We start from the raw sequence: 26,737 nt of genomic DNA, 5'->3' as shown, positions 1-26,737 counted from the left end.
TCGGAGATCATTAAACTTCTGATTAAGAACGGTTTCTGCTTTTTCTAGAACTGGCACGGAGTTCGCAGGGCCATCGCAGTCCGACGATGATCGAAACCGGTGGCCGCATGTTCGCCCTCTTCCCGACCCGCCATTTGCTGACGCAGGCCGCCGCATCGCTGCTGCTCGTCGCTACGGCGTGGGCGGCCGACCTCGCGCCGACCCCGATCCCGGGCCAGGCGCGCGGCGGCGTGCCGGCGAAGCTCGCCCCGGCCTCCTTCGGCGGCACCCATGGCACCTCCCCCGGCATCGGCGGCGCGCTCTCGCGCATCAAGGACCTCGCCTCGGTCGAGGGCGTCCGCTCCAACCAGATCCTCGGCTACGGCATCGTCGTCGGCCTCAACGGCACCGGCGACACGCTGAACAACGCCCCCTTCACCAAGCAGTCGCTGCAGGCGATGCTGGAGCGGCTCGGCGTCAACACCCGCGGCGCCAATATGCGCACCGCCAACGTCGCAGCGGTGATGGTGACGGCCAACCTGCCGCCCTTCGCCACCCAGGGCACCCGACTCGACGTCACCGTCTCGGCGCTCGGCGACGCCAAGTCGCTGCAGGGCGGCACCCTGCTCGCGACGCCGCTGCTCGGCGCCGACGGCGAAGTCTATGCGGTCTCGCAAGGGCCGGTCGCGATCTCTGGCTTCTCGGCCGAGGCCGAGGCCGCCAAGATCACCCGCGGCGTGCCCACCGTCGGCCGTATCGCCAATGGCGGCCTGGTCGAGCGCGAGATCGAGTTCGCCCTGAATAAGCTCAAGACGCTGCGCCTGTCGCTGCGCAACCCCGATCTGACGACCGCCCGGCGCGTCGCCGCGGCGATCAACGATTTTATCGGCGGCGACTCCGCCGAGCCGACCGACCCCTCGACCGTCGTGCTGCAGATCCCGCCGCGCTTCCATGGCAACATGATCCGCCTGCTGACCGATATCGAGCAGCTGCGCGTCGAGCCCGACCAGGGCGCGCGGGTGATCATCGACGAGCGCTCGGGCATCATCGTGATGGGCCGCGACGTGCGCGTCTCCACCGTCGCCGTCGCTCAGGGCAACCTGACCGTGACGATCTCCGAGGAGCCGCAGGTCAGCCAGCCGAACGAATTCGCCGGCGGCCGCACGGTCGTCGTTCCGCGCAGCAATGTCAGGGTCGACACCGAAGGCACCAACAAGCTCGCCCTCGTCAAGGAAAGCGTGACCTTGCGCGAGCTCGTCGACGGACTCAACGCGCTGGGCATCGGCCCGCGCGACCTGATCTCCATCCTTCAGGCCATCAAGGCAGCCGGCGCGCTGCAAGCCGAAATCGAGGTGATGTAATGAGTGCTGCCCTCGCCATTCCCGCCGCCAAGCTCGCGCTCGGCGCCGCCGTCAACCTCGCCAGCGGCATCGCCGGCGCCTTCGACGCCAAGGCGGCCAAGGCCAAGAAGACGGCCGACGAGTTCGAGACCGTCTTCCTCGAGAACTTCACCAACAGCATCATGAACTCCAGCGAGACCGAAGGACCGCTCGGCGAGAACGGCACCGGCGGCGGCGTCTATCGCTCGATGCTGACCCAGGAATATGCCCGCAGCCTGCAGAAGGCCGGCGGCCTCGGCCTGTCGGACCAGATCCTGCGCGACCTGATCCAGGTCCAGGCCAAGGCGACTGCTACGGCCAAGACTACGGCCACGGCAACGACCGGCGGAGGCGGCAATGCTGGCTAGGCCGCGCGTCATCGACGAGCGCCCGCGCGTCGGCAGCGCCATCGAGGCGGAGAGCCTGATCGAAGCCGTGATCGAGGTGCTAGGCTCGCTGTCGCATGTCGTCGGCGAGGAAACCGCCCTGGTCAAGGCCGGCAAGCTCAAGGACGCGATGGAGCGCGAGCCGCGCAAATCCGAGCTCGCCGGCGTCTATATGAAGGGCGTCGAGCAGATCAAGCTGAACGCCGTCGCGCTGGCCCGTTTCGTACCCGAGAAGGTCAAGCGGCTGAAGGCGGCGCATCTCGCCTTCCAGGAGCTGATCGAGACCAACCAGGCAGTGCTGGCGACGGCGCGGGCCGTGTCGGAATCGATCGTCCGGGATCTCGCCACGGATGCCAACCGGCCGATGAAGGCGGCAGGCTATGGGCCGGCTGCGAGCGTCGGCGCCGGCGTCTTCGCCCGGCCGAATGCCGGGCCGATGGTGATCTCGAAGAGCCTTTAACGCAGCTCCGGCCCATCCGGGCCGGAACGGCCGGCTACATCCGCGGCACCGACCGCAAATTCCTTAACCAAAAGCGGCCCTTAGCAGCCAATCCTTCACAATTTACCAATTTCCCTAACGGCAGATTCAACTTTCGCCGCCAGTCTCGCTACCATGAACTGAGTCCGTCTCAGGCGAGAGGAGTCCAGAATGGATTTCGGCGGGGCACCCAGAACGATCGCCACCGGCGCCGTGCAGGCAACGGTTCGGACCGATATTGCGATCCAGCCGGGCAGTGCGCCGGTGGAGCTTCCGGCCGAGAAGACCGTGCAGTCGGCCGCGGCCGGCGAGGCCGTCCGGCTCGACATCCGGGCCCGGTCCGACGAGAAGCGCCAGGAGCAGGCGCAGCATCGCCAGAATCAGGATGACGCCGTCAACCGCGAGCGCTCCGAGGCGGCCTATCAGAAGCAGGAGCGGCGCGAGGCCGTCGAGCGGCGCCTGGTCATCGACGCCAAGACCCACAGCATCGTGCTCCAGAAGCGGGACCCCGACACCGGCGAGACCGTCGAGCAATTGCCCGACGAGACCATGCTGAAGCTGCGCGCCCTCTCCCGGGACCTGATCGAGCGCGCACGCGAGACGGCGGCCCCCTCCACCTCGCACGTCGTCGAACGCACGGCCTGAAGCAGCCACCCACCGCCCGACTTCCCAGTGCCCGCCGTCGCTCGCCGCAAGGCCGAGCCGGCGGGCACTGGCGTTTTCGTGCGGCCGCAGCCCTCGCCGGAGATCGGCTGCCGCCGCTTGACGGACCGTTAACCACAAGCAGAGGCCGGCCGATTTCGCGGCGATTTTCCGGATCGAATTTACCGCTTGTTACGAGAGGGCGATCGATGGTCGCCCGGTCCTGGCCAGAACGGCCGGGACGCCAGAAGGCATCATACCAGAAGGGTATACTAAGATGGCTACCGTCTCTCTTTCGGCCGGCGTTCGCAGCGCGCTGACCTCGCTCTCCCAGACCACCGCCGCCTCCCAGCAGGGCCAGTACCGTCTCGCCACCGGCAAGAAGGTCAACTCCGCTGTCGACAACCCGGTGAACTACTTCACCGCCGCGGGCCTCAACGACCGCGCCGGCCAGATGACCAACCTTCTCGACGGCATCTCCAACGGCATCCAGACGATCCAGGCAGCCTCGCAGGGCCTCGACTCGGCCGTCAAGCTCGTCGAGTCGCTGCAGTCGACCGTCAAGCAGGCCCAGGCCGACGCCGCCGCCAACCGCCCGACCAAGACCGGTACGGCCCTGGCAACCTCGACCGAAGTCACCGCCACCGGCGGCAAGAGCCTGAAGGACATCGCGCTCGACAAGCGTATCGGCAAGAACGCCGTGGCTGCGGGCGCTACCGCCTCCGATCCCGGTCACCTGATCGACACCACCACCAACACCAACCTGGCCCTGACGGTCTCGGCCGGCTCGACCACCTTCACCGTCGATCTGGCCGCCACCGCGACGGTTCGCGACCTCGTCAACACGATCAACAGCTCGGGCCTCGCCACCGCTTCGGTCGATGATTCCGGCCGCCTGAACGTCACTGGCATGGGCTCCGACACGCTGCGCGTCGGCCTCGGCGCCAGCACGACCGCTCCGCTCGCCCGGACCAACGCCTCCAGTGCCTCCAACCAGAACGGTGCCATCGGTCTTGCCATCGCTGACGGCGATACCGCCGGTGCCGGCATCGCCGCCTCCGGTGGCAACTCGACTGTCCGGTCGAACCTGATCAAGCAGTTCAACGATCTGACCAAGCAGATCGACCAGCTTGCCAAGGATGCGAGCTTCAACGGCAAGAACCTGCTCGCCGGCGACAAGCTCTCGATCGTGTTCAACGAGAAGACCGGAACGCAGCAGGCGAAGCTCGACGTGCAGGGCTCGGTGCTGACCTCCGCCAATCTCGGCGTCCTCCAGGCCGGCACCGCCGACTCGGCTGGCGTGTCGTTCAACATCCAGAACGACACGTCGCTCGAGACCGCGTCCGACACGCTGACCAACGCGCTGACCTCGCTGCGCTCGATGGCGTCGTCGCTCGGCTCCAGCATGTCCGTCGTCCAGACCCGCCAGGATTTCACCAAGAACCTGGTGAACACCCTGACCCAGGGCGCCGACAATCTGGTCCTCGCCGACTCCAGCGAGGAAGGCGCCAAGCTCCTCGCCCTGCAGACCCGCCAGCAGCTGTCGCAGACGGCCCTGTCGCTGGCCTCGCAGGCCGACCAGGCGGTCCTGCGTCTGTTCTGATCCTTCGGTCCCGCAGGAGCGGGCCTGCCCACAGAAGTGGGACGAAGCAAAGAAAGGCGGCGGAGCGAAAGCTCCGCCGCCTTTTCGCCGTCCGGGCCCCGCCAAACATCGCCTCGGGGCCGTTAACCGGCTGTTAGTCTTAACGAAGGATTATCCCCGCAGAGCAAACCGCATGGCGCCCGAATCGCGCCTTCAGGGGACCGAAGATGGCCAACACGATTCTCACCAGCGGCGTCAGGGCCAATCTTTTGACCCTCCAGCAGACCACTGCCGAGCAGGGCATCATCCAGAACCGTCTCGCTACCGGCAAGCGTGTCAACTCCGCCATCGACAACCCCGTCAACTACTTCACCTCGCTCGGCCTGAACGACCGCGCCAACGAGCTGAAAGGCCTGCTGGACGGCATCTCGAACGGCATCCAGACCATCACCGCCGCCTCCCAGGGCATCGACTCGATCACCAAGCTGGTGCAGTCGCTGCAGTCGACCATCAAGCAGGCCCAGGCCGACGCCGCCGCCAATCGCCCGAACCGGATCGGCACGTCCGACGTCCTCGCCGATGCCGGCGAAGTGACCGCGACCAGCGGCAAGAGCCGCAAGGACATCGCGCTCGACAAGCGGATCAGCAATGCCGGCCCGGCGGCCGACGCGACCGCCTCGAGCGTCGGTCACCTGATCAACGCGACCGCGACACCGGCGACGGCCTTGACGGTCTCGGCCGGTGCGACCACCTACACCGTCGATCTCGGCGCCAACGCGACCGTCCGCGACCTCGTCAATGAGATCAACAAGTCGGGAATCGCCACCGCCACCGTCGACGATTCCGGGCGCCTCAACGTCACCGGCTCCGGCTCGGACACGCTGCGCGTCGGTATCGGCGCCGGTGCCGACGCGACCGCGGCCCGCACCAACGCCTCGAGCGCAACCAACCAGAACGCCGCCTTCGGCCTGCTCGTCGCCGACGGCAACTCGGCCGGCGCCGGCATCACCTCGACCGGCGGTAACTCCACCGTCCGTTCCAACCTGATCAAGCAGTTCAACGACCTGCGCGACCAGATCGACAAGCTCGCCAAGGATGCCGGCTACAACGGCAAGAACCTGCTCAACGGCGACAAGCTCTCGATCATCTTCAACGAGAAGACCGGCACCAACCAGTCGAAGCTCGACATCCAGGGCGAAACCCTGTCGGCCGCCAATCTCGGCGTTCTGACCGCGGTCAGCGGCACCGCCCTGACCGGCCAGTTCAACATCCAGGACGACACCTCGCTGAACACCGTCGCCGACACGCTGACCAGCGCGCTGTCCTCGCTGCGCTCTATCTCCTCGACGCTCGGCTCGAACCTCTCGGTGGTGCAGACCCGTCAGGACTTCACCAAGAACCTGGTCAACACCCTGACCACCGGCGCCGATAATCTGGTGCTTGCCGACTCCAACGAGGAAGGCGCCAAGCTGCTCGCCCTGAACACCCGCCAGCAGCTGTCGCAGACGGCGTTGTCGCTGGCTTCCCAGGCCGACCAGGGCGTGCTGCGTCTCTTCGGCTGACCCCGAAAGGCCCCGCCCTCCCCGCCAGCCAGAAGGCAGGAACGACAATGGCCCTCAAGGTCGAGCTCAAGCCGAACGAGCGCATCATCATCGGCTCGGTCGTCATCCGCAACGATGAGCAGCGCACGCGCTTCTTCATCGAGGGTGACGCACCGATCCTGCGCGAGAAGGACATCCTCACCCCGGCGACTGCCGACAGCCCGGCCAAGAAAATCTACCTGGCCATCCAGCTGATGTATCTGGCCGGCAGCCCGACGCATCAGCACGAGGTCTATTTCCAGCTGGTGCGCGACTTCCTCCAAGCCGCCCCGAGCGCTCTGCCTCATGTTTCCGAGATCAATAACTGCATCTTAAGCTCCGAACTCTACAAAGGTCTGAAATCAGCGAAGAAGCTGATCGCGTACGAGGCGGAGCTCATCGAGAATGCAAAGCGGGTTTAATGCCTACGCCGCAGCGGCCAGGTCTGCGCAGAATACGGCTTCTCCCCGCGAACTGGAGGCTTCTCTGCTCCTGAAAGCCAGCGTTCGACTTCAGTCGATCATCGACGACTGGGCTGGCCGCTCGCGCGAGCTCGACGAAGCGCTGAACTACAACCGCAAGCTCTGGACTTTGCTGGTCTCGGCCGTGATCGCGGAAGACAATCCCCTGCCGGTCGACATCAAGCGCAACATCCTGTCGCTCGCCAACTTCATCTTCAACCATACCTTCCGCGTCGCCGCCAATCCCGGGCCCTCCGCCCTGACGGTACTGGTCGACATCAACCGCGACATCGCCGCCGGACTGCGCGGGCGCTGAGCGTCCGCTTCGACAGCCATCACCGAACGAAAACGCCGCCCGGATCCCGGGCGGCGTTTTCGTTCGGGCGGCAGGCGGCGCAGAGCGCGGCGCCGCCTCCTATAGCATTGGACCGAAAAGATAGATCACCGGAACCGCGTCCGGACGGACGCGCGGCGATCTAGAGATAATTGGTGAGGCTGAGCTTCGAGAGGATCGAGGTCGTCTGGTAGCTCGCCTGCAACTGGTTCTGCAGCGCCAGGATCTGCACGGCCACCTCCTCGGTGGTGACGTTCTCGATGCCGTCCAGCGTCGTCGTCAGGTAGTTCTTGGTTGCGGTGTGGCGCTCCTTGGCCTGCGCCAGCGCCGTCTGCGCCGTCCCAAGCTCGACGATGATCTCGGACGGATTCTGGGTGCCGGGCGGGTAGCCGAGCGCATTGCGGCTGCGCTCGGTCAGCGCCTCGTAGCGCGCCTCGGAATTGGGATCGCTCGCCTGGAAGGTCTCGGCCGCCAGCACGGCAAATTGCGCAAGGCCGATGCGGAAGGCCTGCTCATTGGCGCGCGCGCCGGTTGCGACGAGCTGGCTCTGGTCGACCTGGACGCTGGAAGTCGCCCGCGCCGAGCCCGTCGCATCGTCGCCCCTGTACCAGATCACCGTGTTGGCGTCGGTGCCGGGCGCTGGCGCGGTGGAGGCAGCGTCGAAGGGCGGGCCTGGAACGCGCAGCGGCGGGTTGCTCGGGCTGCCCGCGAAGAAATTCTCGGCAGCGACCTGTGCCGACGCTGCCGAGAGGGTGGTGTTCGCCTCGCGTGACAGCGCCGCGTCGATCGTCTCGCGCAGTCTCATCGCCGTCGTGGCATTGTCCGGACCGATCGCGAAGCTGCCATGGGCGGTGCCGTCCGTGCCCTCGGCGCGGGCGGTCAGCGTGATCTCTTCGACCGTGTCGTCGGGCAGTTTGAGCCTGATCGTCAGCGTCTCGCCGGGCAGCGGCGTTCCCACCACATCGACCGCGACATCGGCCGGAGGGCCTGCGGTGTAGTTCACCGTCAGCGCCGCGGAACTGGTCGAGGCGCCGATGAGGTCGAAGCCATAGGGCGGATTGCCCGGCTCCTTGGCGATCGTCGCCGCGGTACCGGACCCACCCGTGGTCAGCCGGCCGAAGCCGTCGACGCCGAGATCGGCCTCGCGACGCTCCGAGATCAGCTGCTTCAGCCCGGCCTTGCCGGCGCCGTCGCCGTTCATGATCAGCGAATAGTCGACGACCGGCAGCTCGTTGGCGGTACGGCCGGAGAACAGGTAGCGGCCGTTGACATTGGTGTTGAGCAGGTCGAGCGCCTGCTTGAACTTCTCCTCGGCCAGGACCTGCGGCGCGGTACGGCCGGTCGAGCTCGGCTGATAGCTGCCGGCGCGGGTGTCGCTCACCGTCTCGCGCGTCATCTTGGCGAAATTCTCGACCGCCTGCGTCGCCAGCTTCAGATTGACGTCGGCACGCTGGATCCCGGTCAGATAGCCTTCGAGCGTCGAGAGCCGGTTGTTGAGGTCGAGGCTCCTGCCCCGATCCATGCCGAGGCCGGCGAAGGTCTCGCTCTTCTTCTTGGTGGCGAGCTGGCGCTGCAGATCGTCGAACTGCGCGCGGCTGGAGACGAACTGGTTCGGCTTGGCCGAGCGATAGGCGCCGGTGCCGGTGGCGGTGATGGTCATGGCGCGGTTTCCTTACAGTCTCAACAGCACGTCGAGCAGTTCCTTGACCGTCGAGATCACGCGCGCATTGGCGGCGTAGGCCGACTGGAGCTCGATCAGGGTCGACATTTCCTGGTCGACATTGACCTGCGAGTCCTCGAGGAAGCGGCTCTGAACCGAGGCCAGCGCGACCTGCTGGCCCTCGTCCAGCCGCTGTGCGGCGGCGCTCGCCTGCCCCTGGCCGGCGACGATGCGCTGGACGAAACTCGCCATCGTCATCGAGGAGGTGTTGCGCGACCCGTCGAAGCCGGTGGCGTTGGTGAAGCTGCGCTGGCTCGAGGTCAGCCGGTCGAGCAGGAATTGCGGCCGCGTCGTATCGCCGTCCGGAGTGCTCGGGCTGACCAGGACGAGGGCCTTGGGGTTGGTCGCAAGATTGGGATTGACGACGATCCGGGAGGCGAAGCCCACCGACTGCGCCCCGCCCTCATAAGAGCCGGTATAGGCGCCGTTGGCGCGGCCGGAATCGACGAAGAAGGGCAGTTCCGCCGTGCCGCCGCTCAGCAGATCCTGGGTCGGGCGGGCGGTCAGGCCGAGCACGTCTCGGGTACCGCCGGCGCCGTCATCGACGATCCGCAGCACCGAGCCGGTGTTCGAGATCGTGAAGCCGGGGCCGACCGCCGCCTGCATCTGCGCCGCGACCGAAGCCGGACCGCCGGAGAAATCGATGCCGATGACGCGGTTATTGGCATCGCCCTCCGCCGAGGCGGGCAGCGGCAGCGAAGCGGCGGAGTCGACACGCACGAAGGTGTAGCGCTGCGTCTGCCCACCGGGCGTGACCTTGTAGTCGAGCGTCACCGTGTTGCCGGCCTTCAGGCCGGCGAGGTCGACATCGAAGCCCGTGGCAGCGCCGGCGGTCGCCGCCGTGCCCGCGATCTCGCGATCGGAGAGCGCGCTGGCGAGCTGGGCCGCGATCTCGTCGAGTTGCGCCTGTGCCTGGACCAGCGTCTTGTCGCGCAGCTCGATCAGGGCGCCGATCTCGCCGGAGCGGAAGGTGTTGTTGGCGATGGCGTCGAAGCCGTTGCCGGAGATATCCTTCGCGACGATCGTGCCGACGCCGCGCTGCGCCGGATCCGAGTTCCATTGCGCGGCCGGGCCGAGCGCGCTGCGCTGGTCGAACGCGAAGGTGACCGTCGGCCGACCGTCGAAGAGCTGCGTGCCGGAGGCGGCGGTGATGGAGATCCCGCCATTCGGCTGCTCGCTCGTGCGGATCTCGACATATTGCGAGAGCTCCGAGACGATCCGGTCGCGCTGGTCGCGCAGATCGGCCGTGCCCGAGCTCGCCTCGCCATTGACGATGCGGGCGTTGACCTTGGTCAGCGATTCCAGCAGCTCGTTGACCCTGCCCACCGCATTGCCGATGCCGGCCTCGGCCTGGTTGCGCAGGGTCTGCACGCCCTCCGACATCGAGCGCAGCCGGCTGGCGAGCTGGCTTGCGGCATCGAGCACGGCGGTACGGCTGGTATAGGAGGACGGGTCGTTGCGCAGCGCCTGCAGCGAATTGGTGAAGGTGCTGAACATCGTATCCAGCGCGGTCGCGCTACCGGGAGCACCATAGAGGCGGTCGAGCCCGGCGAAGGCCTCGGCGCGCGTCGCGGTATAGGCGGCGCCGGAGCTTTCCTGCCAGAGCTGGTGCTGGACGATCCGGTCGAGCAGGCGCTGGACATTGGGATTGTTGACGCCGACCGTCCGCCCGGTGCTCGAGTCGAGGTTCGAAACCGTGCGCCGGACATAGCCGGCCGTGCCGACATTGGCGACGTTCTGCGAGACGACGCCGATCCCGGTCTGCGTGCCGCGCAGGCCGGAAATGGCGGTGTCGAGAGCGGTTCCGAGCCCCATCGTCAACTCCTGTCGTCTCGCCCCGGCCCTCCTGGACCGTCAGGCCGCCGGCGCGCGAACGTCTTCAGCGAATGATATTGAAGACGTCGCGCAGCATCTCCTGCGCCGTCGAGATCACCTTGGTGTTGGCCGAATAGGCCTGCTGGGTGATGATCATCTTCGAGAATTCGTCGGCGATGTCGGTGTTGGACTGCTCGACATTGCCGCCGATCAACTGGGAGGTGCCGAGACCGACGATCGGCGCGCCCGACTCGATCGTCTCCTCGAAGGCGCCGCCATCGAGGCGCTTCAGCGCATTGCCCGCATTGAACCGGGCCACCGAAATCTGCGCCAGCGCGACGACCTGGCCGTTGCTGAAAGTGCCGATGACCTGTCCCTCGTTCGAGATCGAGACGCGGTCGAGCGTGCCGGCGGTGTAGCCGTTCTGGCGGATGCTGCGGGCATCAATCTGGCCGCTGGTGTCGCCGTTCTGCGTCAGGCTGGTGCCGTTGGTCACGATCGTGATGGGAGCGGTAGCCGGGGAGATCGCCGTGCCGCCGATCGTCATGGGCGGTATCGTGATGTTGCCGCTGGCGGGCGCCGTCATCTTGCCGGTCGAATCGAAGGTGATGTCGACATTGACGTTGCGGTAGGCGACGGTGGAGCCGGTGGCTCCCGTATTCTCGGCGATGAAGAGGTTCCAGGTGTCGGCCACGGCCGGCGGGCCGGCCGTGGCGTTGGAAACCTTGGCCCAGCGCAGCTCGACGCTGGTCGCCTTGCCGAGCGTGTCATAAACCGTGACCGAGCCGCCGGGGATCGAGCGGTTGAGGAAAGTGGTCATATCGCTGCCGACCACGGTGCCGGTGCCGCCCGAGGCCGTCGTCCCGGGATTGGTGCCGAAGCCAGTGCCGGCGTTCAGCAGCTCGGAGCCTGCCGTCGTCGAAACGGCGCTGTTGGTCTTCGGATAGGCCGGGATATTGGCGCTGTATTCGATCTCGGTGGTCGCCTTGGCCGGGAACTGGTCCTTGGTGATGCGCAGCACGTCGGGCTGGCTGCCGATCACCTGACCGGTCACCGGATCGATCTTCTGGCCCTTGAGATAGTAGCCGGCGCCGTTGACGAGATAGCCGTCGGCGTCGAAGTCGAAATCGCCGCGGCGGGTGTAGAGATTGCTGTTTGCGAACTGGGTCGAGGCGCCGACGCCGCTCTGGCGCTGGTCGACCACGAAGAAGCCGTCGCCGTTGATCGCCGCATTGGTGTCGATGCGCGTCGAGTTCAAATCGCCCTGGATTGTGTTGGTGGCGCGGCTATAGGACGCGACCGAGCCGGCGATCTGGCGGTTCAGCGCCGTATCCGGGATCAGGTCGGAGAAGCTGGTGTCGACCCGCTTGAAGCCGGCGGTCCGTGAGTTCGCAATGTTGCCGGAGATATTCTCGAGGGCATAGGACTGGGCCTGCATGCCCGTCACCGCCGTCGTCAGCGCACTGAAAACACCCATCGCAACCTCACCTGGCCATCAGACCCGGACAGCGCCCCCCATGGGCGGCATGTCGAACCGCAGGTGAGTTTGCACGCCCCGTGCCACGGCCAGGGCTGAGATATTTCAAGAGCTTGGATGGTTTTCAGAGCGTTTCCCGGCGCTTCCGACCGGGCAGATTCGTCCGGCACCGGCAAATTCTGCCGGGTGCCCCTGTCCGTCTCGGCACTAGGTTGTCTTCGAATATGTCGACGTCATTCTGGACAAGCCGCGCAGCGGCGCTCTGCGGAATGACGGTGCTGGCCGAAGAAATACGCTTCAGCTCTCCTTGCCGCCCCAGCCCGACAGATCCCCGGCCACGTCCGACAGGCCGGGCGGCTGCGCCTCGACGAAGGGCAGCGGCCGACAGACGGCAATCGCGGCGAGGCCGATCCGGGCGGTCAGCAGCCCGTTCAGCACGCCCTCGCCGAGCTTGGCCGAGAGCCTCGCGGCCAGCCCCTGGCCGAGCACCTGCTGGATTACCGCATCGCCGGCCGCGATGCCGCCGGTGACGACGAGATGGCCGAGCACCTGCCGTGCCAGCCGAAGCAGGCCGAGCGTCCCCGGCCGGCCGGCATAGACGCCGGCGACCGCCCGCAGCAGCCGCGCGCAGGCGACGAGCACGAAGACGACGTCGACCAGCGCGCGCGGGCTGACCGCGGTGACCAGCGAGACCCGCCGCGCCGCCTGCGCCACCTGCGCCTGGGCGAGCGCATCGAGCGGGGTCATCAGGCTGCGCTCGGCGACGGTCAGGAGATCGCGCGCAGCCAGCAATTGCGGCGCATGGGCGGCAAGCTCTGCCCGGCCCTTCGCCGTCTCCGCCCGGCCTGAATAGAGCCGTTCGAGATCGGCGGTGACCGCCCGCGCCTTGGCGAGGTCGCTTTCGGCGAGCGCCGCGACGGCACGCTCGCGCAAGGCTTCGACCCTGCGCTCGCGCAAGATGTCGCGAAGCACCCGTCCGAGCATGACGATAAGCGCCAGCGCGGCGAGGCCGGCACAGACCAGCGCCGCAATCCCGACTGCGGGGTTGAGCGCCAGCAGCCACCTGATCGTCTGCTCGGTCCAGATCGCGGCGGAAAGCGCCAGCAGCCCCGAAAGCGCCGCGACGAACAGGCTGCCCCAGCTGAAGGGACGCCGACGCGGAACCGGCGCAGCAAGCGCCGCCTCCGGCTCGATCGGCTCATGCTCGGGTACGATCGCAACGTCGCCGCCGGCAGCCAGCCGCTCGGACAGCTCGTCCTCCGGCCCAGCCGGGTCGAGACGGATGGCTCGTGGCGCCTTGCTCACCCCTGCCCTCCCCTCATGACAGCCGGTCGCCGATCAGGAATTCGAGCGCACGGTCGAGGCGGATCTGCGGCGGCGGCGCAAGACGGCCGCCGGCATCGGGCTTGACCAGCGGCGGGCGGAAGCGCGGCGCGCGCACCTGCCAGCGCGGCGTCGCCGGGTCGAAGATCGCCTCCGGCCGCTGCGGCAGCTCGCCGGGAAAGATCGCGGCCTCGGTCTGGCCGTCGAAGACCTCGCCGTCGACGACCTCGCCGGCCTCGGGCACCCCGGCGATCGCCGGCAGCTCCTCACGCCCGTCGCGGATCCGGACCTCGCGTGTCGCGCGGATCGCGGCGAAGGCCATCGCCTCCACCTTGGCGCCCGCCCCTTGCGCCTTGCCAGCGGCACGCGCCACCAGATGCGACATCACATTGGCGAGCCGGTCATGGCTGGTGTGGTGGATGTGATCGGCCTTGGTCGCGGCGAAGAGCACTTTTTCGATACGCGGCGCGAACAGGCTGGAGAGCCAGGAATTGCGGCCGACCGAGAAGGCCGAGAGCGCCTGGCCGAGCGCCGTCTCGAGATCGGCAAGCGCTGCCGGACCGGCATCGAGCGCCGCCAGCGCATCGACCAGCACGATCTGCCGGTCGAGCCTGGCGAAATGCTCGCGGAAGAACGGCACGACCACGACCCGCTTATAGGCCTCGAAGCGCTCCGCCATCAGCCCGGCGAGCGTGCCCGGCACCGGCTGGACACCGGGCGGAAGATCGAGCGGTGCGAAGGTCAGCGCCGGCGAGCCGTCGAGATCGCCCGGCATCAGGAAGCGCCCGGGCGGCGTCACCGCGACGGCCTCGGGGTCGGCCCGTAATGCCGCGAGATAGGCCTTGAAGCGCTCGCTCGCCGCCTCCGCCGCCATCTCGTCGGCAGGCCCGCCGGGATCGCGGGCTTTCAGATCCTCGAGCCAAGGCGTCGCCACCGGCAGGCGATGCGGCTTGCGCGCGTCGACGACCGCCTGGGCCGACCAGCCGGCATAGTCCTGGCCGATCAAAGCGAGGTCGAGCAGCCATTCGCCGGGATAATCGACGATGTCGAGCGTCAGTGTCGCCGGCCCCTTGAACCAGCCCTGTGCCCGCTCATAGTCGATCTCCAGCCGCAGCTCCGAGATGCGCCTTGTCGATTCCGGCCAGCGCCGGTCCGGCCCCGACAGGGCGGCGCGATGCGCCTCATAGGGAAAGCGCGGGATATCGGGATCGGGCTGCGGCACCAGCCGCACGCGGGCGATCCGCCCTTCCGCCGACGCCTTCAGCACCGGCAGTTTGGCGCCTTCGACCAGATTCTGGATCAGCGCCGTGGTGAAGACGGTCTTGCCCGAGCGCGACAGGCCAGTGACCCCGATGCGCAGCCGCGGCCGTGCCAGGCCGAGCAGGCTGTCGCCGAAAGCCAGCGCCGCATCGCGGGCCTCGTCGAGATAGGAGGCCGACGCCATCAGGCCGGGCGCCTCACTCGTCCGGCCCCTCGCCCAGCGAGGCGGGCGTGACGAAACGGTCGAGCCGGCCGGAACGGGGCGCGAGGTCGCGCCAGTCCTCGATGTCGAAATCGATCACCGCGAGCCCGGCCGTCGGATACTTCTGGGCCATGCGTGCCGCCGCATAGCGATCGCCATGACTGGTGAGCTTGGAGGCAAGCTCCTCGAAGCCGGGGTTGTGGCCGATCATCAGCAGGGTCCGCACCGACGGCTCGACCTCCTGCACCACCTTCAGCAAGCGCTCGGACGGCGATTCGTAGATCCGCGGCTCGAACTGCGTCGGCGGCTTTTCCGGCAGCATCGGCCGCACCAGCTCCCAGGTCTCGACCGTGCGCTTGGCCGGCGAGATCAGGACGAGGTCGGGAAACAGCAGCTCCTCGGCGAGATAGCGGCCCATCACCGGGGCGGCCTCGCGCCCGCGCACGGCGAGCGGCCGGTCGCGGTCGGCAGTATTGGCGGGCCAGCTCGACTTGGCATGGCGCAGAAGCATCAGGCGGCGCATGGCCGCCATCTAACCATGCCCGCCGGGATTTGCGAGGGCTATGAGCCGATATCGCTCCGCCGCTGGCGTACCGCGCCGACCAGCAACTGCACGAGTTGCTGGGAATAGAGCCTCAGCAGGCGCTCGCGGCCGCCGGGCAGGGTCTCGAATGAGCCAAGCTGCCCGTCGATCAGCATGGTCGAAAACCCATGCGTCAGCGACCAGACGAAGAGGATCGCGCCGAGATCGGCATCCTCGGAATAGCTCGACGGCAAACGCGTCAGCGGGTCGTCCGTCACTTGCCGCCCGAGGGCCAACTTGGTCTCGCGCACCAGGATGCCGAAGGCCCGCAGGCCAGCGCGCATCAGCGCGTCGTCGCCTCGCTTCAGGCCGAGGCGCCCGAAGACGACCCGGAAGCGGCCGGGCCGCGCCAGGGCGGTCGCGAGATAGGCGTCCGCGATCGCCGCGAGCCGGTCGTCGCCGCTGGAGACGGCCTCCGCGACCGCAGCCTCCATCGCATTGGACAGCTCGTCGAAGCCGAGCGTCGCCACCGCGGTCAGCAGGCCCACGAGATTACCAAAATGATGCGCGGGCGCCGCGGGCGAGACCCCGGCGCGCCGCGCGCATTCGCGCAAGGTGAAGCCGTCGACGCCCTTCTCGGCCAGGACCGCCTCGGCCGCGTCGATCATCGCCTGGCGCAGATCGCCATGGTGATAACCGCCGCGCCCCGCCACCCCCATCGCCATGTCCGACAACTCCATATCTTTACAACGTCAAAATTGAACTTGACGCCGTCAAGATAGCGCAATAGGCAGACACCACAACTTAACAGCGTCAAGATCGGAGCTTGCGATGCCGAGCTTTTTCGATGACGCCTTCGCTCTCGCCGGCCGCCTCGCCATCGTCGGCTGGCTTTCGCTGATCCTGCTGCCGCGCTGGCGCGGCGTCTCGGCGGCACTCGCCGGCTGGATCATTCCGGCCCTGCTCTCGCTCGGCTACCTCGTGCTGATCGCCGTCTACTGGCACGGCGCCGAAGGCGGCTTCAGCTCGCTCGCCGCAGTTTCCAGCCTGTTCGGCTCGAGGCCGCTGCTGCTCGCGGGCTGGGTGCACTATCTCGCCTTCGACCTGTTTCTCGGGAACTGGATTCTCAGGCGCTCGCAGGAAGAAGAGGTCCCGCACTGGCTGATGGTGCCAGTCCTGATCCTGACCTTCCTGTTCGGTCCAGCCGGCTATCTGGCCTGGCTGCTCATCGCCGCCTGTTTCCGCCTTGCCCGCGAGGACCGGATCGCCCGCTTCCAGGCGAGGCTGCCGGGCTGGCTGCGCGACATCGAGATCGAACCACGCCTCGCCGCGGCAGCCTTCGCCATGCTGGCGCTGGCGCTGCCGACCATGCTTGCCCTGGGCCTGGACGAACGCCTGTTCGGCGGCGTCGGCACCTGGGTGAAGCCGCTGAAATTCGAGCTCTCGGTCGCCTTCTACCTGCTGACGCTCGCGGTCTTCCTGCCCCTGACCAGCGAGCATTTCCGGGCATCATGGGCCGGGCGCTACATGGTCTGGCCGGTGATCGTGCCGATCGTGCTCGAAGTGCTCTACATCGCCTGGCGCGCCTCCCGGGTGGAGGCCTCGCACTACAACGGCACCCCGCTCGGCACAGCCCTCTACGTGCTGATGGGCCTCGGCGCCGTGATGTTCACCCTGGCGCCGGGTTTTCTCGCCTATGGGCTCGCCCGACGCGATGCCATGCCGATGCCGCCGGTGCTGCGCTGGTCGCTGGTGATCGGTCTTGGCCTGACCTGCGTTCTCGGTTTGCTGAGCGGTATCGTGCTCGGCCGGAACCCCGGCGGCCACTTCGTCGGCACGCCGCCCGTGCTGCATCCGACCATACCGCTTCTGGGCTGGTCGCTCAGCATCGGCGATCTGCGCCTCGCGCATTTCTTCGCGCTGCACGCCTTGCAAATCGTCCCGGTCCTCGGGCTCCTGATCTGGCTGGCGACGCGCCGGACGAGCCCGGGGCTCGTCGCGCTCGGCGCCGTCTCGGCCGCCTATGCCGGCTTCACCGTGATCGCGCTACTGGCGGCGCTCGATGCCAGGCCGCTGCTCGGGCTCGGCTGAGCGGGCAGCTCAGGCCTCGTCGCCCTCGCCTTCCATGGTCGGATCCTCCGGTCCCGGCTCGTAGCGCAGCAGGTCACCCGGCTGGCAGTCGAGCACCGCGCAGATCCGGCTGAGCGTATCGAAACGCATGCCCCGGACCTTACCGGATTTCAGCTGCGAGACCTGCTGCTCGGTCAGGCCGATGCGCTGGGCGAGTTCCTTCGAGCGCATCTTGCGACGCGCCAGCATGACATCGAGTTCGACGATGATCGGCATCGCCAAGCTCCTACACGAAACTCTGATTCTCGTCCGCGAGCCGCACCGCCTCCTTGAGCACCAGCCCGAAAGCCACGAGTGCGGCGCCCGCCGCCAGCGCACCGAACATCCCGGGATCGAGCGTAAGCGCCAGCTGCTTCTGCCCTGACGGATTGTCGAAGGTCAGCGCCACGCTCTGCAGCGCGCGCGCCAGCGGCGTGGCCACGCCCATCGCCGTCAGCAGCCAGCCGACCCGCACCAGCCGCTGGGCATTCTCCTCCTCCAGCACCAGACCACGGCCGAAACGGCCGAACAGACTGGCAAGGCGCAACATGGCCGCAGCGAAGAGACCGGCCGGCACGAAGCCGATCGCAAGCGCGAACCAGTAACCGCGCTCCGATAGCGAGCCTGGCAGCGCACTGACGCCGATCGTGCCCCGGGCATAGGCCGCGAGTTGCTCCGGATCACGCCAGAGCCAGAAAGTGCCGAAGGCCATCAACACCGCCGCCGCCAAGCAGAAGATGCGCGCGACCGCGCTCACGCGGCGCAGCCTCGCCATGGCGAGCGGCCCTTCGGGCGAGCTGATGAAGAGCGGCATAAAATTTTACCCCTTGATTGACAAAATTAAACTAATAGATGAATTTCTGAATGTCAAACCCATTCACCGAGAGCCACCATGCGCATCGCCCTACCCGCCAAATTTCTGGTTTTCGGCCTGCTCGCCGGCTGCGGCCACGTTCCGCTTGCCTCGCTGCCGAAATTGGCGAAGGTCGACATCCGGACGACGAACCTCGCCGAATTGCGTGCCGGAATCAGCCTCCCGGCCGACATCCGCACACTGCCCGGCGGCGTCAGCATGACGCTGGTCGCCATACCGAAGGACGGTGGCCGCCATGAGCGCCAGGCCGTGCTGGAAGAGGTTCGCGACGCGGTCGAACTCGCGAAGCTGCCGGTCCTGACATCGCCCGGACGCCGCTTCACACTGTTCAAGTTGAGCGCGGCCGATGCGGCCCGTCTCGGCGCCTTTCGCGAGGAGATGTTCGCCGGACCGCAAAACAGCGGCAATCGCGGCAGCCTCTCGCTTGGAGCGAACAAGGCCTGCCGGCTCGGCGAGCTCACGGGCAAGCCGATCGCGATGAGCGGCTATCTCAGGACGACGGAAACACAGGACTATGTCCTGCTGATGCGCGATTTCGATCTCAGGGAAGCCGTCCGCGAGATCGATCCCAAGATCGATCTCGCAACGGCCATCCCGCCTTGCGACGAGCCGCCGCTGGCGAAGCTCAGCGGTTCTCGCGCCGCACCATGAAAGCGAGCTTCTCGAACAGCGAGACGTCCTGCTCGTTCTTGAGCAGGGCGCCATGCAGCGGCGGGATCAGCTTGCGCGGATCGCGCTCGCGCAGCACCTCGGGGCCGATATCCTCGGCGACGAGCAGCTTCAGCCAGTCGAGCAGCTCCGAGGTCGACGGCTTCTTCTTGATCCCCGGCACCTCGCGGACCTCGAAGAACAGCCGCAGCGCTTCCTCCATCAGCCGCTTCTTGATGCCCGGGAAATGCACCTCGATGATCGCCTGCATCGTCTCTGCATCCGGGAAGCGGATGTAATGGAAGAAGCAGCGGCGCAGGAAGGCGTCCGGCAGCTCCTTCTCATTGTTCGAGGTGATGATCATCACCGGGCGCTGCGCGGCACGGATGGTCTCGCCGGTCTCGTAGACATGGAACTCCATGCGGTCGAGCTCGAGCAGGAGGTCGTTCGGGAACTCGATATCGGCCTTGTCGATCTCGTCGATCAGCAGCACGGGCCTGACCGGCGAGACGAAGGCCTCCCAGAGCTTGCCGCGCTTGATGTAGTTGGCGATGTCGGAGACGCGGGCATCGCCGAGCTGGCTGTCGCGCAGCCGGCTGACCGCATCGTATTCGTAGAGGCCTTGCTGCGCCTTGGTCGTCGACTTGACGTGCCAGGTGATCAGCGGCGCGCCGAGCGCCGCGGCGATCTCCTCCGCCAGCACCGTCTTGCCGGTGCCGGGCTCGCCCTTGACCAGGAGCGGCCGCTCCAGCCGGATCGCCGCGTTGACGGCGACGGTGAGATCCTCGGTGGCGACGTAAGAAGCGGTACCGGTGAAGCGCATGCGTGACCCTTCGCGTGATCGGCGGCCAGAAAGCCGCTTCCTTCGGGCCCGCATCGCCGCGAGCCTGACCGAGGTCTAGTCGGCAGATCCCGGGCGAGCAAGTTTTCGCGAAGTAGCCTCTTGATTTTGTTGTGTTGCCGCGGCGCAGCAAGCAAAATTCCCCATCAGCTGAATCGGCAATTCGCTTCGGGGGGCATGTGGCCGCAACGATCGACCCCTCTACCTTTCGCGACGCCGTGGTCGTGCTGGCGACGGCTGGCGTCATCGTGCCGTTCGCCAAGCGCTTCCGCGTCAATTCGGTCGTCGCCTTCGTCGCCTGCGGCGCCGTGCTGGGTCCCTACGGCCTCGGCGGCCTCGTCGCCAAGGTGCCCTTCCTCAGCACGATCACTGTCTCGGACGCCAAGGCCCTCGCCGGGCCGGCCGAGCTCGGCATCGCCTTCCTGCTCTTCGTCATCGGGCTCGAACTCTCCTATGACCGGCTGATGACGATGCGCCGATTGGTCTTCGGCCTCGGCCTCGGTCAGATCAGCCTCTCCGCCTGCGTTATCGGTGCGGTCGCCTATGGCTTCGGCCAGCCGGCTACGGCGGCGCTGATCATCGGCACGGCGCTGGCGCTGTCGTCGACCGCGATGGTGGTGGAACTGCTTTCGGCCCACCGCCGCATCACCTCCTCCGCCGGCCGCGCCAGCTTCGCGATCCTGCTCTGCCAGGACCTCGCCGTTATTCCCCTGCTCTTCCTGATCAGCGTGCTCGGCGCGCAGGAGAACGGCTCGCTGCTGGCCGGCCTCGCCCAGGCGCTGCTCCAGGCGGCTGCGGCGATCGCCGCCATCATCGTGATCGGACGCTTCGCCATGCGCCCGCTGTTCCGGCTGGTCGCCTCGACCGACTCCTCCGAGAGCTTCCTCGCCGCGACGCTTCTGGTCGCGCTCGGCACCGGCCTGATCGCCGCCGCCGCCGGCCTCTCCATGGGGCTCGGCGCCTTCATCGCCGGACTGCTGCTCGCCGAGACCGAGTATCGCCGCGCCATCGAGGTCACGATCGAGCCCTTCAAATCGCTGCTGATCGGCGTCTTCTTTCTCACGGTCGGCATGAGCGTGGACCCGGCCCAGCTCGCCGCCCAGCCACTGGCGATCCTTTCGATCGCGCTCGGGCTTTTTCTCGCCAAGGCGGTGATCACCTTCCTGCTGGCACGCTTCTTCCGGCTCGGGCGCGCGACCGCGCTGGAAAGCGCGATCCTGATCGGCCCTGGCGGCGAGTTCGCCTTCGTCCTGCTCAGCGCCTCCGTGGCGGCCGAGCTGGTCGATCGCTCGGCCTCGGGCCTCGTTCTGGCCGCGGTGTCGCTGACCATGATCGCCCTGCCACTGGCCGCCCGGCTGGCACGCATACTGGCGGCGCATTTCGCGCCCACGGTACAGCTACCAGAGGAAGCGCAGATCCTGCCGCCCGACGATCACGCCGCCCGCGCCCTCGTCGTCGGCTGCGGCCGCGTCGGCCGGCTCGTCGGCGAGATGCTGGAGCAGCACAAGGCGCCCTTCCTGGTGGTCGACGCCGATCCCGCCCTGGTTTCGAGCCAGCGCCGGGCCGGCCGCCCCGCCTTCTTCGGCGATGCGACCAAGCCGGAATTCCTGCGCCTCTGCGGATTGCAGGAAGCGACCGCGCTGATCGTGACGATCGACAACCAGCGTGCGGTCGACGAGATCGTCAGGGCCGCGCGCGAGATGCGGCCCGACCTCGTGATCGTCGCCCGCGCCCGCGATGCCAGGCACGCCCGCCATCTCTACGAGATCGGCGTCAACGACGCCGTGCCCGAGACCATCGAGGCCAGCCTGCAATTGTCGGAAGCCGCGCTGGTCGGGCTCGGCGTGCCGATGGGCCTGGTCATCGCCTCGGTGCATCAGCGCCGCGACGACTTCCGCGCCGAGCTCAAGCCGGCGAGCGCGCCCGGCCGTTCCCTTCCGCGCCACGCCCGCTCGCGAAGGCTGTGACGCTCTGCACCGGCGCTTGCCGCGCCGCCTGCGCGGCCCGGCGGATATGCCCGTAGAACTGCTCGGCGCTGCTCTGCCAGCTATGGCGGGCGGCGAGTTGCGGCCCCGCCTCGCGCGGTAGTCTGAGTGCCGAAAGCGCCGCCTGGCGCAGGTCCTCGTGCAGCACGGCGGCATTGCTGCCGGCGAAGACGTCGCTCGGCCCCTGCACCGGAAAGGCCGCTACCGGCAGGCCGCTGGCGGCGGCCTCGAGCAGGACGATGCCGAACGTGTCGGTCAGGCTCGGAAAGACGAAGACGTCGGAGGAGGCGTAGATCGCCGCGAGCTCCTCGCCCTCGCGCGCGCCGAGGAAATGCGCCTCGGGAAAGGTGCGCTTCAGGTCGGCCAGGGCCGGCCCGTCACCAACCACGACCTTGCTGCCCGGCAGGCGCAGCGACAGGAACGCCGCGAGATTCTTCTCGACCGCAACCCGGCCGACGCTGAGAAAGATCGGCCGCGGCAGGTCGAGCACGCTCGCGGACCGCGGATGGAACAGCGAGAGATCGACGCCGCGGCCCCAGCGCAGGATGCGCTCGAAGCCATGCTCGCGCAGCTCGGCCTCGACCGTCGCCGTCGAGACCATCACCCCGGCCGCCGGTGCATGGAAGCGGCGCAGGAAGCGATAGCTCCAGCTTTCGGGGATCGGCCAGCGCGCCGCGACATATTGCGGGAAGCGGGTGTGGTAGCTCGTGGTGAAGCTGCGCTTCTGCGCGAGGCAGGCCGCCCGCGCCAGCCAGCCGATCGGCCCTTCGGTCGCGATGTGGATATGGTCGGGGCCGAACTCGGCGATGCGTTTTGCCACCTGCTGCTGGCTGGCGAGCGCGATCCGGATATCCGGATAGGACGGCAGGCCGACCTGCCGGAAGCCTTCAGGCGTCAGCATCTGCGCCGTGACGCCGAAATCGGGCGCCGCCTCGAACATCCGCTCCAGCGAGCGGACGACGCCGTTGATCTGCGGCCGCCAGGCGTCGGTGGCGATCAGGACGCGCATCAGGCGGCCTCGCCAACCAGCACCGGTACCGGCCGCTGCGGGGCGGTCGCGGCCGACAGACCCGGATTCTCGCCCCTGAAGCGATGCTGCGGCCAGCGGATGATTTCGAAGCGGCCATCGTCATGCTCGACGACCGCCGTGCAGCTCTCAACCCAGTCGCCGGTGTTGATATAGTCCAGCCCGTCGATCCGGCGCTGCGTCGCGTGGTGGATATGGCCGCAGATCACCCCGTCGGCCTTGTGCCGCCTCGCCTCGTCGGCCAGGCACTGCTCGAACTCGCCGATATAATTGACCGCGTTCTTGACCTTGTGCTTGGCCCAGGCCGAGAGCGACCAGTGCGGCAGGCGCAGGGTCCGGCGCACCTTGTTGATCCCGTGGTTCAGGATGAGGGCTACGGTGTAGGCCCAGTCGCCGAGCAGCGCGAGCCATTTGGCGTTGCGCACGACAAGATCGAACAGATCGCCATGGATCACCAGCATCCGCCGGCCATCGGCGGTCTCGTGTATGATCTCGTCGACCAGCGTGATGCCGCCGAATTGCAGCCCGGTGTAGTCGCGCAGGAAATCGTCATGATTGCCGGTGACGTAGACCAGCTTCGAGCCCTTGCGGACCTTGCGCAGCAGCTTCTGCACGACGTCGTTATGGGCCTGCGGGAAATACCAGCCGTTCCTCAGACGCCAGCCGTCGATGATGTCGCCGACCAGATAGATCCGCGGCGCGTCATAGGCCCGCAGAAACTCGAGAACGAGATCCGCCTGCGCCCCGCGCGTACCCAGATGCAGGTCGGAGATGAAGATGCTGCGAACCTGCTTGGCGTCGCTGTCGTCGCTCATGTGCCACCGGCCCGCCCTGTTGCGATGCCTGCGGCGTGTGTCTGATTTGCACTACGCTTTGATGACGCGGCCGGAAAACCGTGCTTTGGCTCGCACACTGGAAATTCGGAGGAACACCATGGATCTGGGAATCGCCGGCCGCACCGCCATCGTCTGCGCCTCGAGCAAGGGGCTGGGACGCGGCTGTGCCCAGGCGCTGGCCGAGGCCGGCTGCACCGTCGTCGTCAACGGGCGCGACGCCAAGACCCTGGAAGAGACCGCGAGCGCTATCCGCGCCAGCACCGGCGCGACTGTGATCGCGGTCGTCGCCGACGTCTCGACCAAGGCCGGCCAGCACGCGCTGCTCGCCGCATCGCCGGAGGTCGACATCCTCGTCAACAACAATGGCGGCCCGCCGCCCAAGCCCTTCCGCGAGGTGACGCGCGAGGCGCTGCTCGAAGGCGTCGCGCAGAACATGGCGACTCCGCTCGAGCTGACGCAAGCCGTGGTCGACGGCATGATCGCGCGCGGCTTCGGCCGCATCGTCAACATCACCTCGGCGAGCGTGCTGACGCCGCTGACCGGGCTCGACGTCTCCTCGGCCGCCCGTGCCGGCCTCACCGCCTTCCTCGCCGGCGTGGCGCGCGAGGTCGCCCATGCCAACGTCACCATCAACAACATCCTGCCCGGCGTCTTCGCCACCGACCGCCTGACGACCTCGACCAAGCGCGTCGCGGCGATGAAGGGCATTTCGGAAGACGAAGTCATGAAGCTGCGCCGCGCCGAGATCCCGGCCGGCCGCTTCGGCGAGGCCGAGGAGTTCGGCAAGCTCTGCGCCTTCCTCGCCAGCGTCCATGCCGGCTACATCACCGGCCAGAACTTCCTGATGGATGGCGGCTCGTTCCGCGCCAACTTCTGACGCGACAAGGACGGGCTGGCTCGCGCCTCGCTGCCGGCCCGTTCACCCAATCCGGCCCGCCCCCATGACCATCGCCTATCGCAAAGCCGTCCCCGGCGACACGCCTGCCTGCATCCTCCTGCGCGGGATGACGCGGGAGAACGCCTTCTCGGTCGAGCAGCTTGCAGAGCGTGGCATCACGCTGGAAAGCTGGCGCGACGCGATCGCCGATGGCAGCCTGCCGGGCCATGTCGCCACCGAGGACGGCAAGATCGTCGGCTACTGCTTCGGGCATGCCGACAGCGGCGAGATCGCGGTCCTCGCTTTGCTGCCGAGCCATGAGGGCAAGGGCATCGGCAGGAAACTGCTCGCGCTGATGGTCGAGGACCTTCGGCAGCGCGGCCTCACACGGCTTTTCCTCGGTTGCTCGGCCGATCCCAAGGTGCGCTCCCACGGCTTCTACCGGCATCTCGGCTGGCGCTCGACCGGCGGCTTCGACGAAGCCGGCGACGAGGTTCTGGAATACACGCTGCGCTGACCCCGCCGGCGAGGACATGCGCCTTGCCGCTGGCCGGCGCGTCCCACGCCCTGCCGGTCGGCTCTGCAAGATCGACGCTTTGAACCACTCCAGCCTCGTGGTCTAAGCAGTCCTGTACAAGACTCCTCCCCCACGCCCCGAACTTCGCTTTGTCCCCTCTTCTCGGCATCAGCTTCAAGCTGCTCTCGGCTTTGTCCTTCACGCTGATGTCGGCGGCGATCAAACTGCTCGCCGCGCGCTATCCGACGGGCGAGCTGGTGTTCTTCCGCTCCTTCTTCGCCCTGATCCCGCTGGTGATCTGGCTGTCCTGGCGCAGCGAGTTCCCGAGCGCCCTCAAGACCAGCAATCTGCGCGGCCATATGAAGCGCGGGATCATCGGCTCGACCGGCATGTTCCTCGGCTTTTCCGCCCTGCATCTGCTGCCGCTCTCGGATGCGGTGGCGATCGGCTACGCCGCCCCGCTGATCCTGGTGGCGCTGGCCGCCCTGATCCTCAAGGAGAAGGTCCGGGTCTATCGCTGGACCGCCGTCGGCGTCGGCTTCCTCGGCGTGCTCTTGATGCTTTCTCCCCATATGAAGCCGGATGCGTTCGCGCAGGGGCTATCGGGAGCCCCGGCCATCGGCGCGCTGCTGGCGCTCGGCGGCGCCTTCTGCTCCGCCTTCGCCTCGGTCGAGGTGCGCATGCTCACCCGCACGGAGAAGACCGGCGCCATCGTCTTCTACTTCATGTCGCTGACCTCCCTGCTCGGCCTGCTGACGATTTTTCTCGGCTGGACCATGCCCAACTGGCAGGAATTCCTGCTGCTGGTGACGATCGGCGTGCTCGGCGGCCTCGGCCAGATCCTGCTGGTGCAGGCCTATCGCTATGGCGATGCCTCGCTGGTCGCGCCCTTCGAGTATTCGACGATGATCTGGGCGACTGCGCTCGGCTGGTTCTTCTTCGGCGAATGGCCGGCAGCAGCGGTCATCGCCGGCTCGCTGATCGTCATCGCCTCCGGGATCTATGTGATCCTGCGCGAGAAGCAGCTCGGCCTGCTGAAGCGCGAGACCCGCGAGGTCGGCCCCTCGCGCTCGACCTGACGCGGAAGCCTTTGCTTGCTGCTTGGAGCAATCCGAGGCATTGTCCGCCAATACAAACGATCGTTCGCTTTCCCAAACGAGCGGTGAAGCGATGAGGCAAGGATCCTATGGGCATCGAAACCAGAGAACGTGGCGGCCGCGAGATGGAGTCCGGCGCGCAGGTGATCTCCGGTCAGCTCGGCAAGACGATCCAGCGGCTGCGCAAGGCCTATAATCTCTCGCTCTCGGAACTCGCCGAGCAGTCCGGCGTCGCCAAGTCGATCATCAGCCAGATCGAGCGAAACGAAACCAATCCGACGCTCGCGACGATCTGGCGGCTGTCGCAGGCGCTCGACGTCTCGATCGAGCGGGTGCTCTCCTCGAATGAGGAAGAGGCCTTCATCGAGAAGATCGTCCGCCCGGACACGCCGATCCTGGTCTCCGAGGACGGCAAGCTCCGGCTCGCCATCATCGGCTGGATCAAGACCGTCGAATGGCTGCAATGGTACGAGGTCAGCGCCGAGCCGGGCGGCGAGCTCGATTCCGAAGGCCACCAGCGCGGTTCGATCGAGTCGCTCTCGGTCAGCGCCGGCGAGTTCGAGGTCGAGGTCGGCGGCATCACCCAGCGCGCCAAGGCCGGCGAGACCCTGCGCTATCGCTGCGACCGTCAGCATGTCGTGCGCTGCGTCGGCGACAAGCCGGGCACTGCCCTGATGGTCTGCATCCTCAAAGCGGCGGTGATGGACTAGCGCGAACCGTCCCGCCCTATCGGGCCCCCTGTCCGACTCCAGCCGGCCTCGCCATAGCGACGCGCACCGCGGCGC

The 26,737-nt window shown here is 67.4% G+C and carries 27 protein-coding genes; 15 read left to right on the top strand and 12 right to left on the bottom strand.

Going from position 1 to position 26,737, the window contains the following annotated elements:
- Positions 1-86 precede the first annotated feature (86 nt).
- The 8 genes from ACWGRX_RS13285 (at position 87) to flaF (ending at position 6,803) form a co-directional block, all read left to right on the top strand.
- Complete coding sequence (locus ACWGRX_RS13285; RefSeq protein WP_452117897.1) at positions 87-1,340, top strand: flagellar basal body P-ring protein FlgI; 1,254 nt, start codon at positions 87-89, stop codon at positions 1,338-1,340.
- A complete protein-coding gene (locus ACWGRX_RS13280; RefSeq protein ID WP_291634342.1) occupies positions 1,340-1,726 on the top strand; it encodes a rod-binding protein in 387 nt (128 codons plus the stop codon). Before ACWGRX_RS13285 ends, ACWGRX_RS13280 begins: the two co-directional genes overlap by 1 nt.
- Positions 1,716-2,204, top strand: a complete 489-nt coding sequence (locus ACWGRX_RS13275) for a hypothetical protein (protein WP_291634341.1) — start codon at positions 1,716-1,718, stop codon at positions 2,202-2,204. Before ACWGRX_RS13280 ends, ACWGRX_RS13275 begins: the two co-directional genes overlap by 11 nt.
- A 189-nt stretch (positions 2,205-2,393) precedes the next feature.
- Positions 2,394-2,867: a flagellar protein FlaG gene (locus ACWGRX_RS13270; RefSeq protein WP_452117896.1), complete on the top strand. Its 474-nt coding sequence runs from the start codon at positions 2,394-2,396 to the stop codon at positions 2,865-2,867.
- Positions 2,868-3,141: 274 nt separating this feature from the next.
- Positions 3,142-4,467, top strand: a complete 1,326-nt coding sequence (locus ACWGRX_RS13265; protein WP_452117895.1) for a flagellin N-terminal helical domain-containing protein — start codon at positions 3,142-3,144, stop codon at positions 4,465-4,467.
- Positions 4,468-4,673: 206 nt separating this feature from the next.
- Complete coding sequence (locus ACWGRX_RS13260) at positions 4,674-6,008, top strand: flagellin N-terminal helical domain-containing protein (RefSeq protein ID WP_452117894.1); 1,335 nt, start codon at positions 4,674-4,676, stop codon at positions 6,006-6,008.
- 47 nt (positions 6,009-6,055) lie between these two features.
- Positions 6,056-6,448 (top strand): flagellar biosynthesis repressor FlbT, encoded by a 393-nt coding sequence (gene flbT / locus ACWGRX_RS13255; protein ID WP_291634334.1) that lies wholly within the window; start codon positions 6,056-6,058, stop codon positions 6,446-6,448.
- Positions 6,432-6,803 carry a flagellar biosynthesis regulator FlaF gene (gene flaF, locus ACWGRX_RS13250; protein WP_291634331.1) on the top strand — a complete coding sequence of 124 codons (372 nt, stop codon included), beginning with the start codon at positions 6,432-6,434 and terminating at the stop codon, positions 6,801-6,803. The genes flbT and flaF overlap by 17 nt, the downstream gene beginning before the upstream one ends.
- A gap of 160 nt (positions 6,804-6,963) precedes the next feature.
- Here flaF and ACWGRX_RS13245 read toward each other — a convergent pair whose 3' ends face one another.
- The 7 genes from ACWGRX_RS13245 to ACWGRX_RS13215 form a co-directional block, all read right to left on the bottom strand.
- On the bottom strand, positions 6,964-8,481 hold the full coding sequence (locus tag ACWGRX_RS13245; RefSeq protein ID WP_452117893.1) for a flagellar biosynthesis protein FlgL: 1,518 nt from the start codon (positions 8,479-8,481) through the stop codon (positions 6,964-6,966).
- Between the two features lie 12 nt (positions 8,482-8,493).
- A complete protein-coding gene (gene flgK, locus ACWGRX_RS13240) occupies positions 8,494-10,356 on the bottom strand; it encodes a flagellar hook-associated protein FlgK (protein WP_452117892.1) in 1,863 nt (620 codons plus the stop codon).
- Between the two features lie 64 nt (positions 10,357-10,420).
- Positions 10,421-11,833 carry a flagellar hook protein FlgE gene (locus ACWGRX_RS13235; RefSeq protein ID WP_291634325.1) on the bottom strand — a complete coding sequence of 471 codons (1,413 nt, stop codon included), beginning with the start codon at positions 11,831-11,833 and terminating at the stop codon, positions 10,421-10,423.
- Positions 11,834-12,130: 297 nt separating this feature from the next.
- A complete protein-coding gene (locus ACWGRX_RS13230) occupies positions 12,131-13,138 on the bottom strand; it encodes a YcjF family protein (protein ID WP_452117891.1) in 1,008 nt (335 codons plus the stop codon).
- Between the two features lie 13 nt (positions 13,139-13,151).
- A complete protein-coding gene (locus tag ACWGRX_RS13225; RefSeq protein WP_452117890.1) occupies positions 13,152-14,600 on the bottom strand; it encodes a YcjX family GTP-binding protein in 1,449 nt (482 codons plus the stop codon).
- Between the two features lie 13 nt (positions 14,601-14,613).
- Entirely contained in the window at positions 14,614-15,141 is a 528-nt protein-coding gene (locus tag ACWGRX_RS13220; RefSeq protein WP_316017578.1) for a SixA phosphatase family protein, read from the bottom strand.
- Between the two features lie 38 nt (positions 15,142-15,179).
- On the bottom strand, positions 15,180-15,866 hold the full coding sequence (locus tag ACWGRX_RS13215) for a TetR/AcrR family transcriptional regulator (protein WP_452117889.1): 687 nt from the start codon (positions 15,864-15,866) through the stop codon (positions 15,180-15,182).
- Between the two features lie 106 nt (positions 15,867-15,972).
- Between ACWGRX_RS13215 and ACWGRX_RS13210 the strand changes: the two genes are divergently transcribed.
- Positions 15,973-17,232, top strand: a complete 1,260-nt coding sequence (locus ACWGRX_RS13210; RefSeq protein WP_452117888.1) for an ABA4-like family protein — start codon at positions 15,973-15,975, stop codon at positions 17,230-17,232.
- Positions 17,233-17,241: 9 nt separating this feature from the next.
- On the opposite strand, the gene ACWGRX_RS13205 is transcribed toward ACWGRX_RS13210, so the two are convergent.
- Positions 17,242-17,487 carry a helix-turn-helix domain-containing protein gene (locus tag ACWGRX_RS13205; protein ID WP_452117887.1) on the bottom strand — a complete coding sequence of 82 codons (246 nt, stop codon included), beginning with the start codon at positions 17,485-17,487 and terminating at the stop codon, positions 17,242-17,244.
- 10 nt (positions 17,488-17,497) lie between these two features.
- Positions 17,498-18,064 (bottom strand): DUF2975 domain-containing protein, encoded by a 567-nt coding sequence (locus ACWGRX_RS13200; RefSeq protein WP_452117886.1) that lies wholly within the window; start codon positions 18,062-18,064, stop codon positions 17,498-17,500.
- A gap of 78 nt (positions 18,065-18,142) precedes the next feature.
- Between ACWGRX_RS13200 and ACWGRX_RS13195 the strand changes: the two genes are divergently transcribed.
- A complete protein-coding gene (locus tag ACWGRX_RS13195; protein WP_452117885.1) occupies positions 18,143-18,775 on the top strand; it encodes a hypothetical protein in 633 nt (210 codons plus the stop codon).
- Here the strand turns inward: ACWGRX_RS13195 and ACWGRX_RS13190 are convergent.
- A complete protein-coding gene (locus ACWGRX_RS13190) occupies positions 18,750-19,595 on the bottom strand; it encodes an AAA family ATPase (RefSeq protein ID WP_291634307.1) in 846 nt (281 codons plus the stop codon). The genes ACWGRX_RS13195 and ACWGRX_RS13190 overlap by 26 nt on opposite strands.
- 197 nt (positions 19,596-19,792) lie before the next feature.
- Between ACWGRX_RS13190 and ACWGRX_RS13185 the strand changes: the two genes are divergently transcribed.
- Positions 19,793-21,580, top strand: coding sequence for a cation:proton antiporter domain-containing protein (locus ACWGRX_RS13185; RefSeq protein ID WP_452117884.1), 1,788 nt, complete (start codon positions 19,793-19,795; stop codon positions 21,578-21,580).
- Here the strand turns inward: ACWGRX_RS13185 and ACWGRX_RS13180 are convergent.
- Both ACWGRX_RS13180 and ACWGRX_RS13175 read right to left on the bottom strand, forming a co-directional pair.
- Positions 21,519-22,607: a glycosyltransferase family 4 protein gene (locus tag ACWGRX_RS13180; protein ID WP_452117883.1), complete on the bottom strand. Its 1,089-nt coding sequence runs from the start codon at positions 22,605-22,607 to the stop codon at positions 21,519-21,521. The two genes, ACWGRX_RS13185 and ACWGRX_RS13180, sit on opposite strands and share 62 nt — an antisense overlap.
- Positions 22,607-23,440, bottom strand: a complete 834-nt coding sequence (locus ACWGRX_RS13175) for a UDP-2,3-diacylglucosamine diphosphatase (RefSeq protein WP_452117882.1) — start codon at positions 23,438-23,440, stop codon at positions 22,607-22,609. The genes ACWGRX_RS13180 and ACWGRX_RS13175 overlap by 1 nt, the downstream gene beginning before the upstream one ends.
- Positions 23,441-23,558: 118 nt before the next feature.
- Here ACWGRX_RS13175 and ACWGRX_RS13170 point away from each other — a divergent pair, with 118 nt between their 5' ends.
- From ACWGRX_RS13170 to ACWGRX_RS13155, 4 genes are all read left to right on the top strand, one after another.
- Complete coding sequence (locus ACWGRX_RS13170; protein WP_452117881.1) at positions 23,559-24,338, top strand: SDR family oxidoreductase; 780 nt, start codon at positions 23,559-23,561, stop codon at positions 24,336-24,338.
- Between the two features lie 64 nt (positions 24,339-24,402).
- Positions 24,403-24,855: a GNAT family N-acetyltransferase gene (locus ACWGRX_RS13165; RefSeq protein WP_452117880.1), complete on the top strand. Its 453-nt coding sequence runs from the start codon at positions 24,403-24,405 to the stop codon at positions 24,853-24,855.
- A 149-nt stretch (positions 24,856-25,004) separates the two neighbouring features.
- Positions 25,005-25,934, top strand: a complete 930-nt coding sequence (locus ACWGRX_RS13160) for a DMT family transporter (protein WP_452117879.1) — start codon at positions 25,005-25,007, stop codon at positions 25,932-25,934.
- A gap of 107 nt (positions 25,935-26,041) precedes the next feature.
- Positions 26,042-26,662, top strand: coding sequence for a helix-turn-helix domain-containing protein (locus ACWGRX_RS13155; RefSeq protein ID WP_291634293.1), 621 nt, complete (start codon positions 26,042-26,044; stop codon positions 26,660-26,662).
- Positions 26,663-26,737: the final 75 nt, after the last annotated feature.

Source organism: Allobosea sp. NPDC055594 (genome assembly GCF_053618995.1).
This window is presented reverse-complemented; position numbering and strand designations above follow the sequence as displayed.

What these genes read in the sequence shown, in the direction of transcription:
- ACWGRX_RS13285 (WP_452117897.1), top strand. Translation starts at nt 87, where the DNA reads ATGATCGAAACCGGTGGCCGCATGTTCGCCCTCTTCCCGACCCGCCAT.
- ACWGRX_RS13280 (WP_291634342.1), top strand. Translation starts at nt 1,340, where the DNA reads ATGAGTGCTGCCCTCGCCATTCCCGCCGCCAAGCTCGCGCTCGGCGCC.
- ACWGRX_RS13275 (WP_291634341.1), top strand. Translation starts at nt 1,716, where the DNA reads ATGCTGGCTAGGCCGCGCGTCATCGACGAGCGCCCGCGCGTCGGCAGC.
- ACWGRX_RS13270 (WP_452117896.1), top strand. Translation starts at nt 2,394, where the DNA reads ATGGATTTCGGCGGGGCACCCAGAACGATCGCCACCGGCGCCGTGCAG.
- ACWGRX_RS13265 (WP_452117895.1), top strand. Translation starts at nt 3,142, where the DNA reads ATGGCTACCGTCTCTCTTTCGGCCGGCGTTCGCAGCGCGCTGACCTCG.
- ACWGRX_RS13260 (WP_452117894.1), top strand. Translation starts at nt 4,674, where the DNA reads ATGGCCAACACGATTCTCACCAGCGGCGTCAGGGCCAATCTTTTGACC.
- flbT (WP_291634334.1), top strand. Translation starts at nt 6,056, where the DNA reads ATGGCCCTCAAGGTCGAGCTCAAGCCGAACGAGCGCATCATCATCGGC.
- flaF (WP_291634331.1), top strand. Translation starts at nt 6,432, where the DNA reads ATGCAAAGCGGGTTTAATGCCTACGCCGCAGCGGCCAGGTCTGCGCAG.
- ACWGRX_RS13245 (WP_452117893.1), bottom strand. Translation starts at nt 8,481, where the DNA reads ATGACCATCACCGCCACCGGCACCGGCGCCTATCGCTCGGCCAAGCCG.
- flgK (WP_452117892.1), bottom strand. Translation starts at nt 10,356, where the DNA reads ATGGGGCTCGGAACCGCTCTCGACACCGCCATTTCCGGCCTGCGCGGC.
- ACWGRX_RS13235 (WP_291634325.1), bottom strand. Translation starts at nt 11,833, where the DNA reads ATGGGTGTTTTCAGTGCGCTGACGACGGCGGTGACGGGCATGCAGGCC.
- ACWGRX_RS13225 (WP_452117890.1), bottom strand. Translation starts at nt 14,600, where the DNA reads ATGGCGTCGGCCTCCTATCTCGACGAGGCCCGCGATGCGGCGCTGGCT.
- ACWGRX_RS13220 (WP_316017578.1), bottom strand. Translation starts at nt 15,141, where the DNA reads ATGCGCCGCCTGATGCTTCTGCGCCATGCCAAGTCGAGCTGGCCCGCC.
- ACWGRX_RS13215 (WP_452117889.1), bottom strand. Translation starts at nt 15,866, where the DNA reads ATGGCGATGGGGGTGGCGGGGCGCGGCGGTTATCACCATGGCGATCTG.
- ACWGRX_RS13210 (WP_452117888.1), top strand. Translation starts at nt 15,973, where the DNA reads ATGCCGAGCTTTTTCGATGACGCCTTCGCTCTCGCCGGCCGCCTCGCC.
- ACWGRX_RS13205 (WP_452117887.1), bottom strand. Translation starts at nt 17,487, where the DNA reads ATGCCGATCATCGTCGAACTCGATGTCATGCTGGCGCGTCGCAAGATG.
- ACWGRX_RS13200 (WP_452117886.1), bottom strand. Translation starts at nt 18,064, where the DNA reads ATGCCGCTCTTCATCAGCTCGCCCGAAGGGCCGCTCGCCATGGCGAGG.
- ACWGRX_RS13195 (WP_452117885.1), top strand. Translation starts at nt 18,143, where the DNA reads ATGCGCATCGCCCTACCCGCCAAATTTCTGGTTTTCGGCCTGCTCGCC.
- ACWGRX_RS13190 (WP_291634307.1), bottom strand. Translation starts at nt 19,595, where the DNA reads ATGCGCTTCACCGGTACCGCTTCTTACGTCGCCACCGAGGATCTCACC.
- ACWGRX_RS13180 (WP_452117883.1), bottom strand. Translation starts at nt 22,607, where the DNA reads ATGCGCGTCCTGATCGCCACCGACGCCTGGCGGCCGCAGATCAACGGC.
- ACWGRX_RS13175 (WP_452117882.1), bottom strand. Translation starts at nt 23,440, where the DNA reads ATGAGCGACGACAGCGACGCCAAGCAGGTTCGCAGCATCTTCATCTCC.
- ACWGRX_RS13170 (WP_452117881.1), top strand. Translation starts at nt 23,559, where the DNA reads ATGGATCTGGGAATCGCCGGCCGCACCGCCATCGTCTGCGCCTCGAGC.
- ACWGRX_RS13165 (WP_452117880.1), top strand. Translation starts at nt 24,403, where the DNA reads ATGACCATCGCCTATCGCAAAGCCGTCCCCGGCGACACGCCTGCCTGC.
- ACWGRX_RS13155 (WP_291634293.1), top strand. Translation starts at nt 26,042, where the DNA reads ATGGGCATCGAAACCAGAGAACGTGGCGGCCGCGAGATGGAGTCCGGC.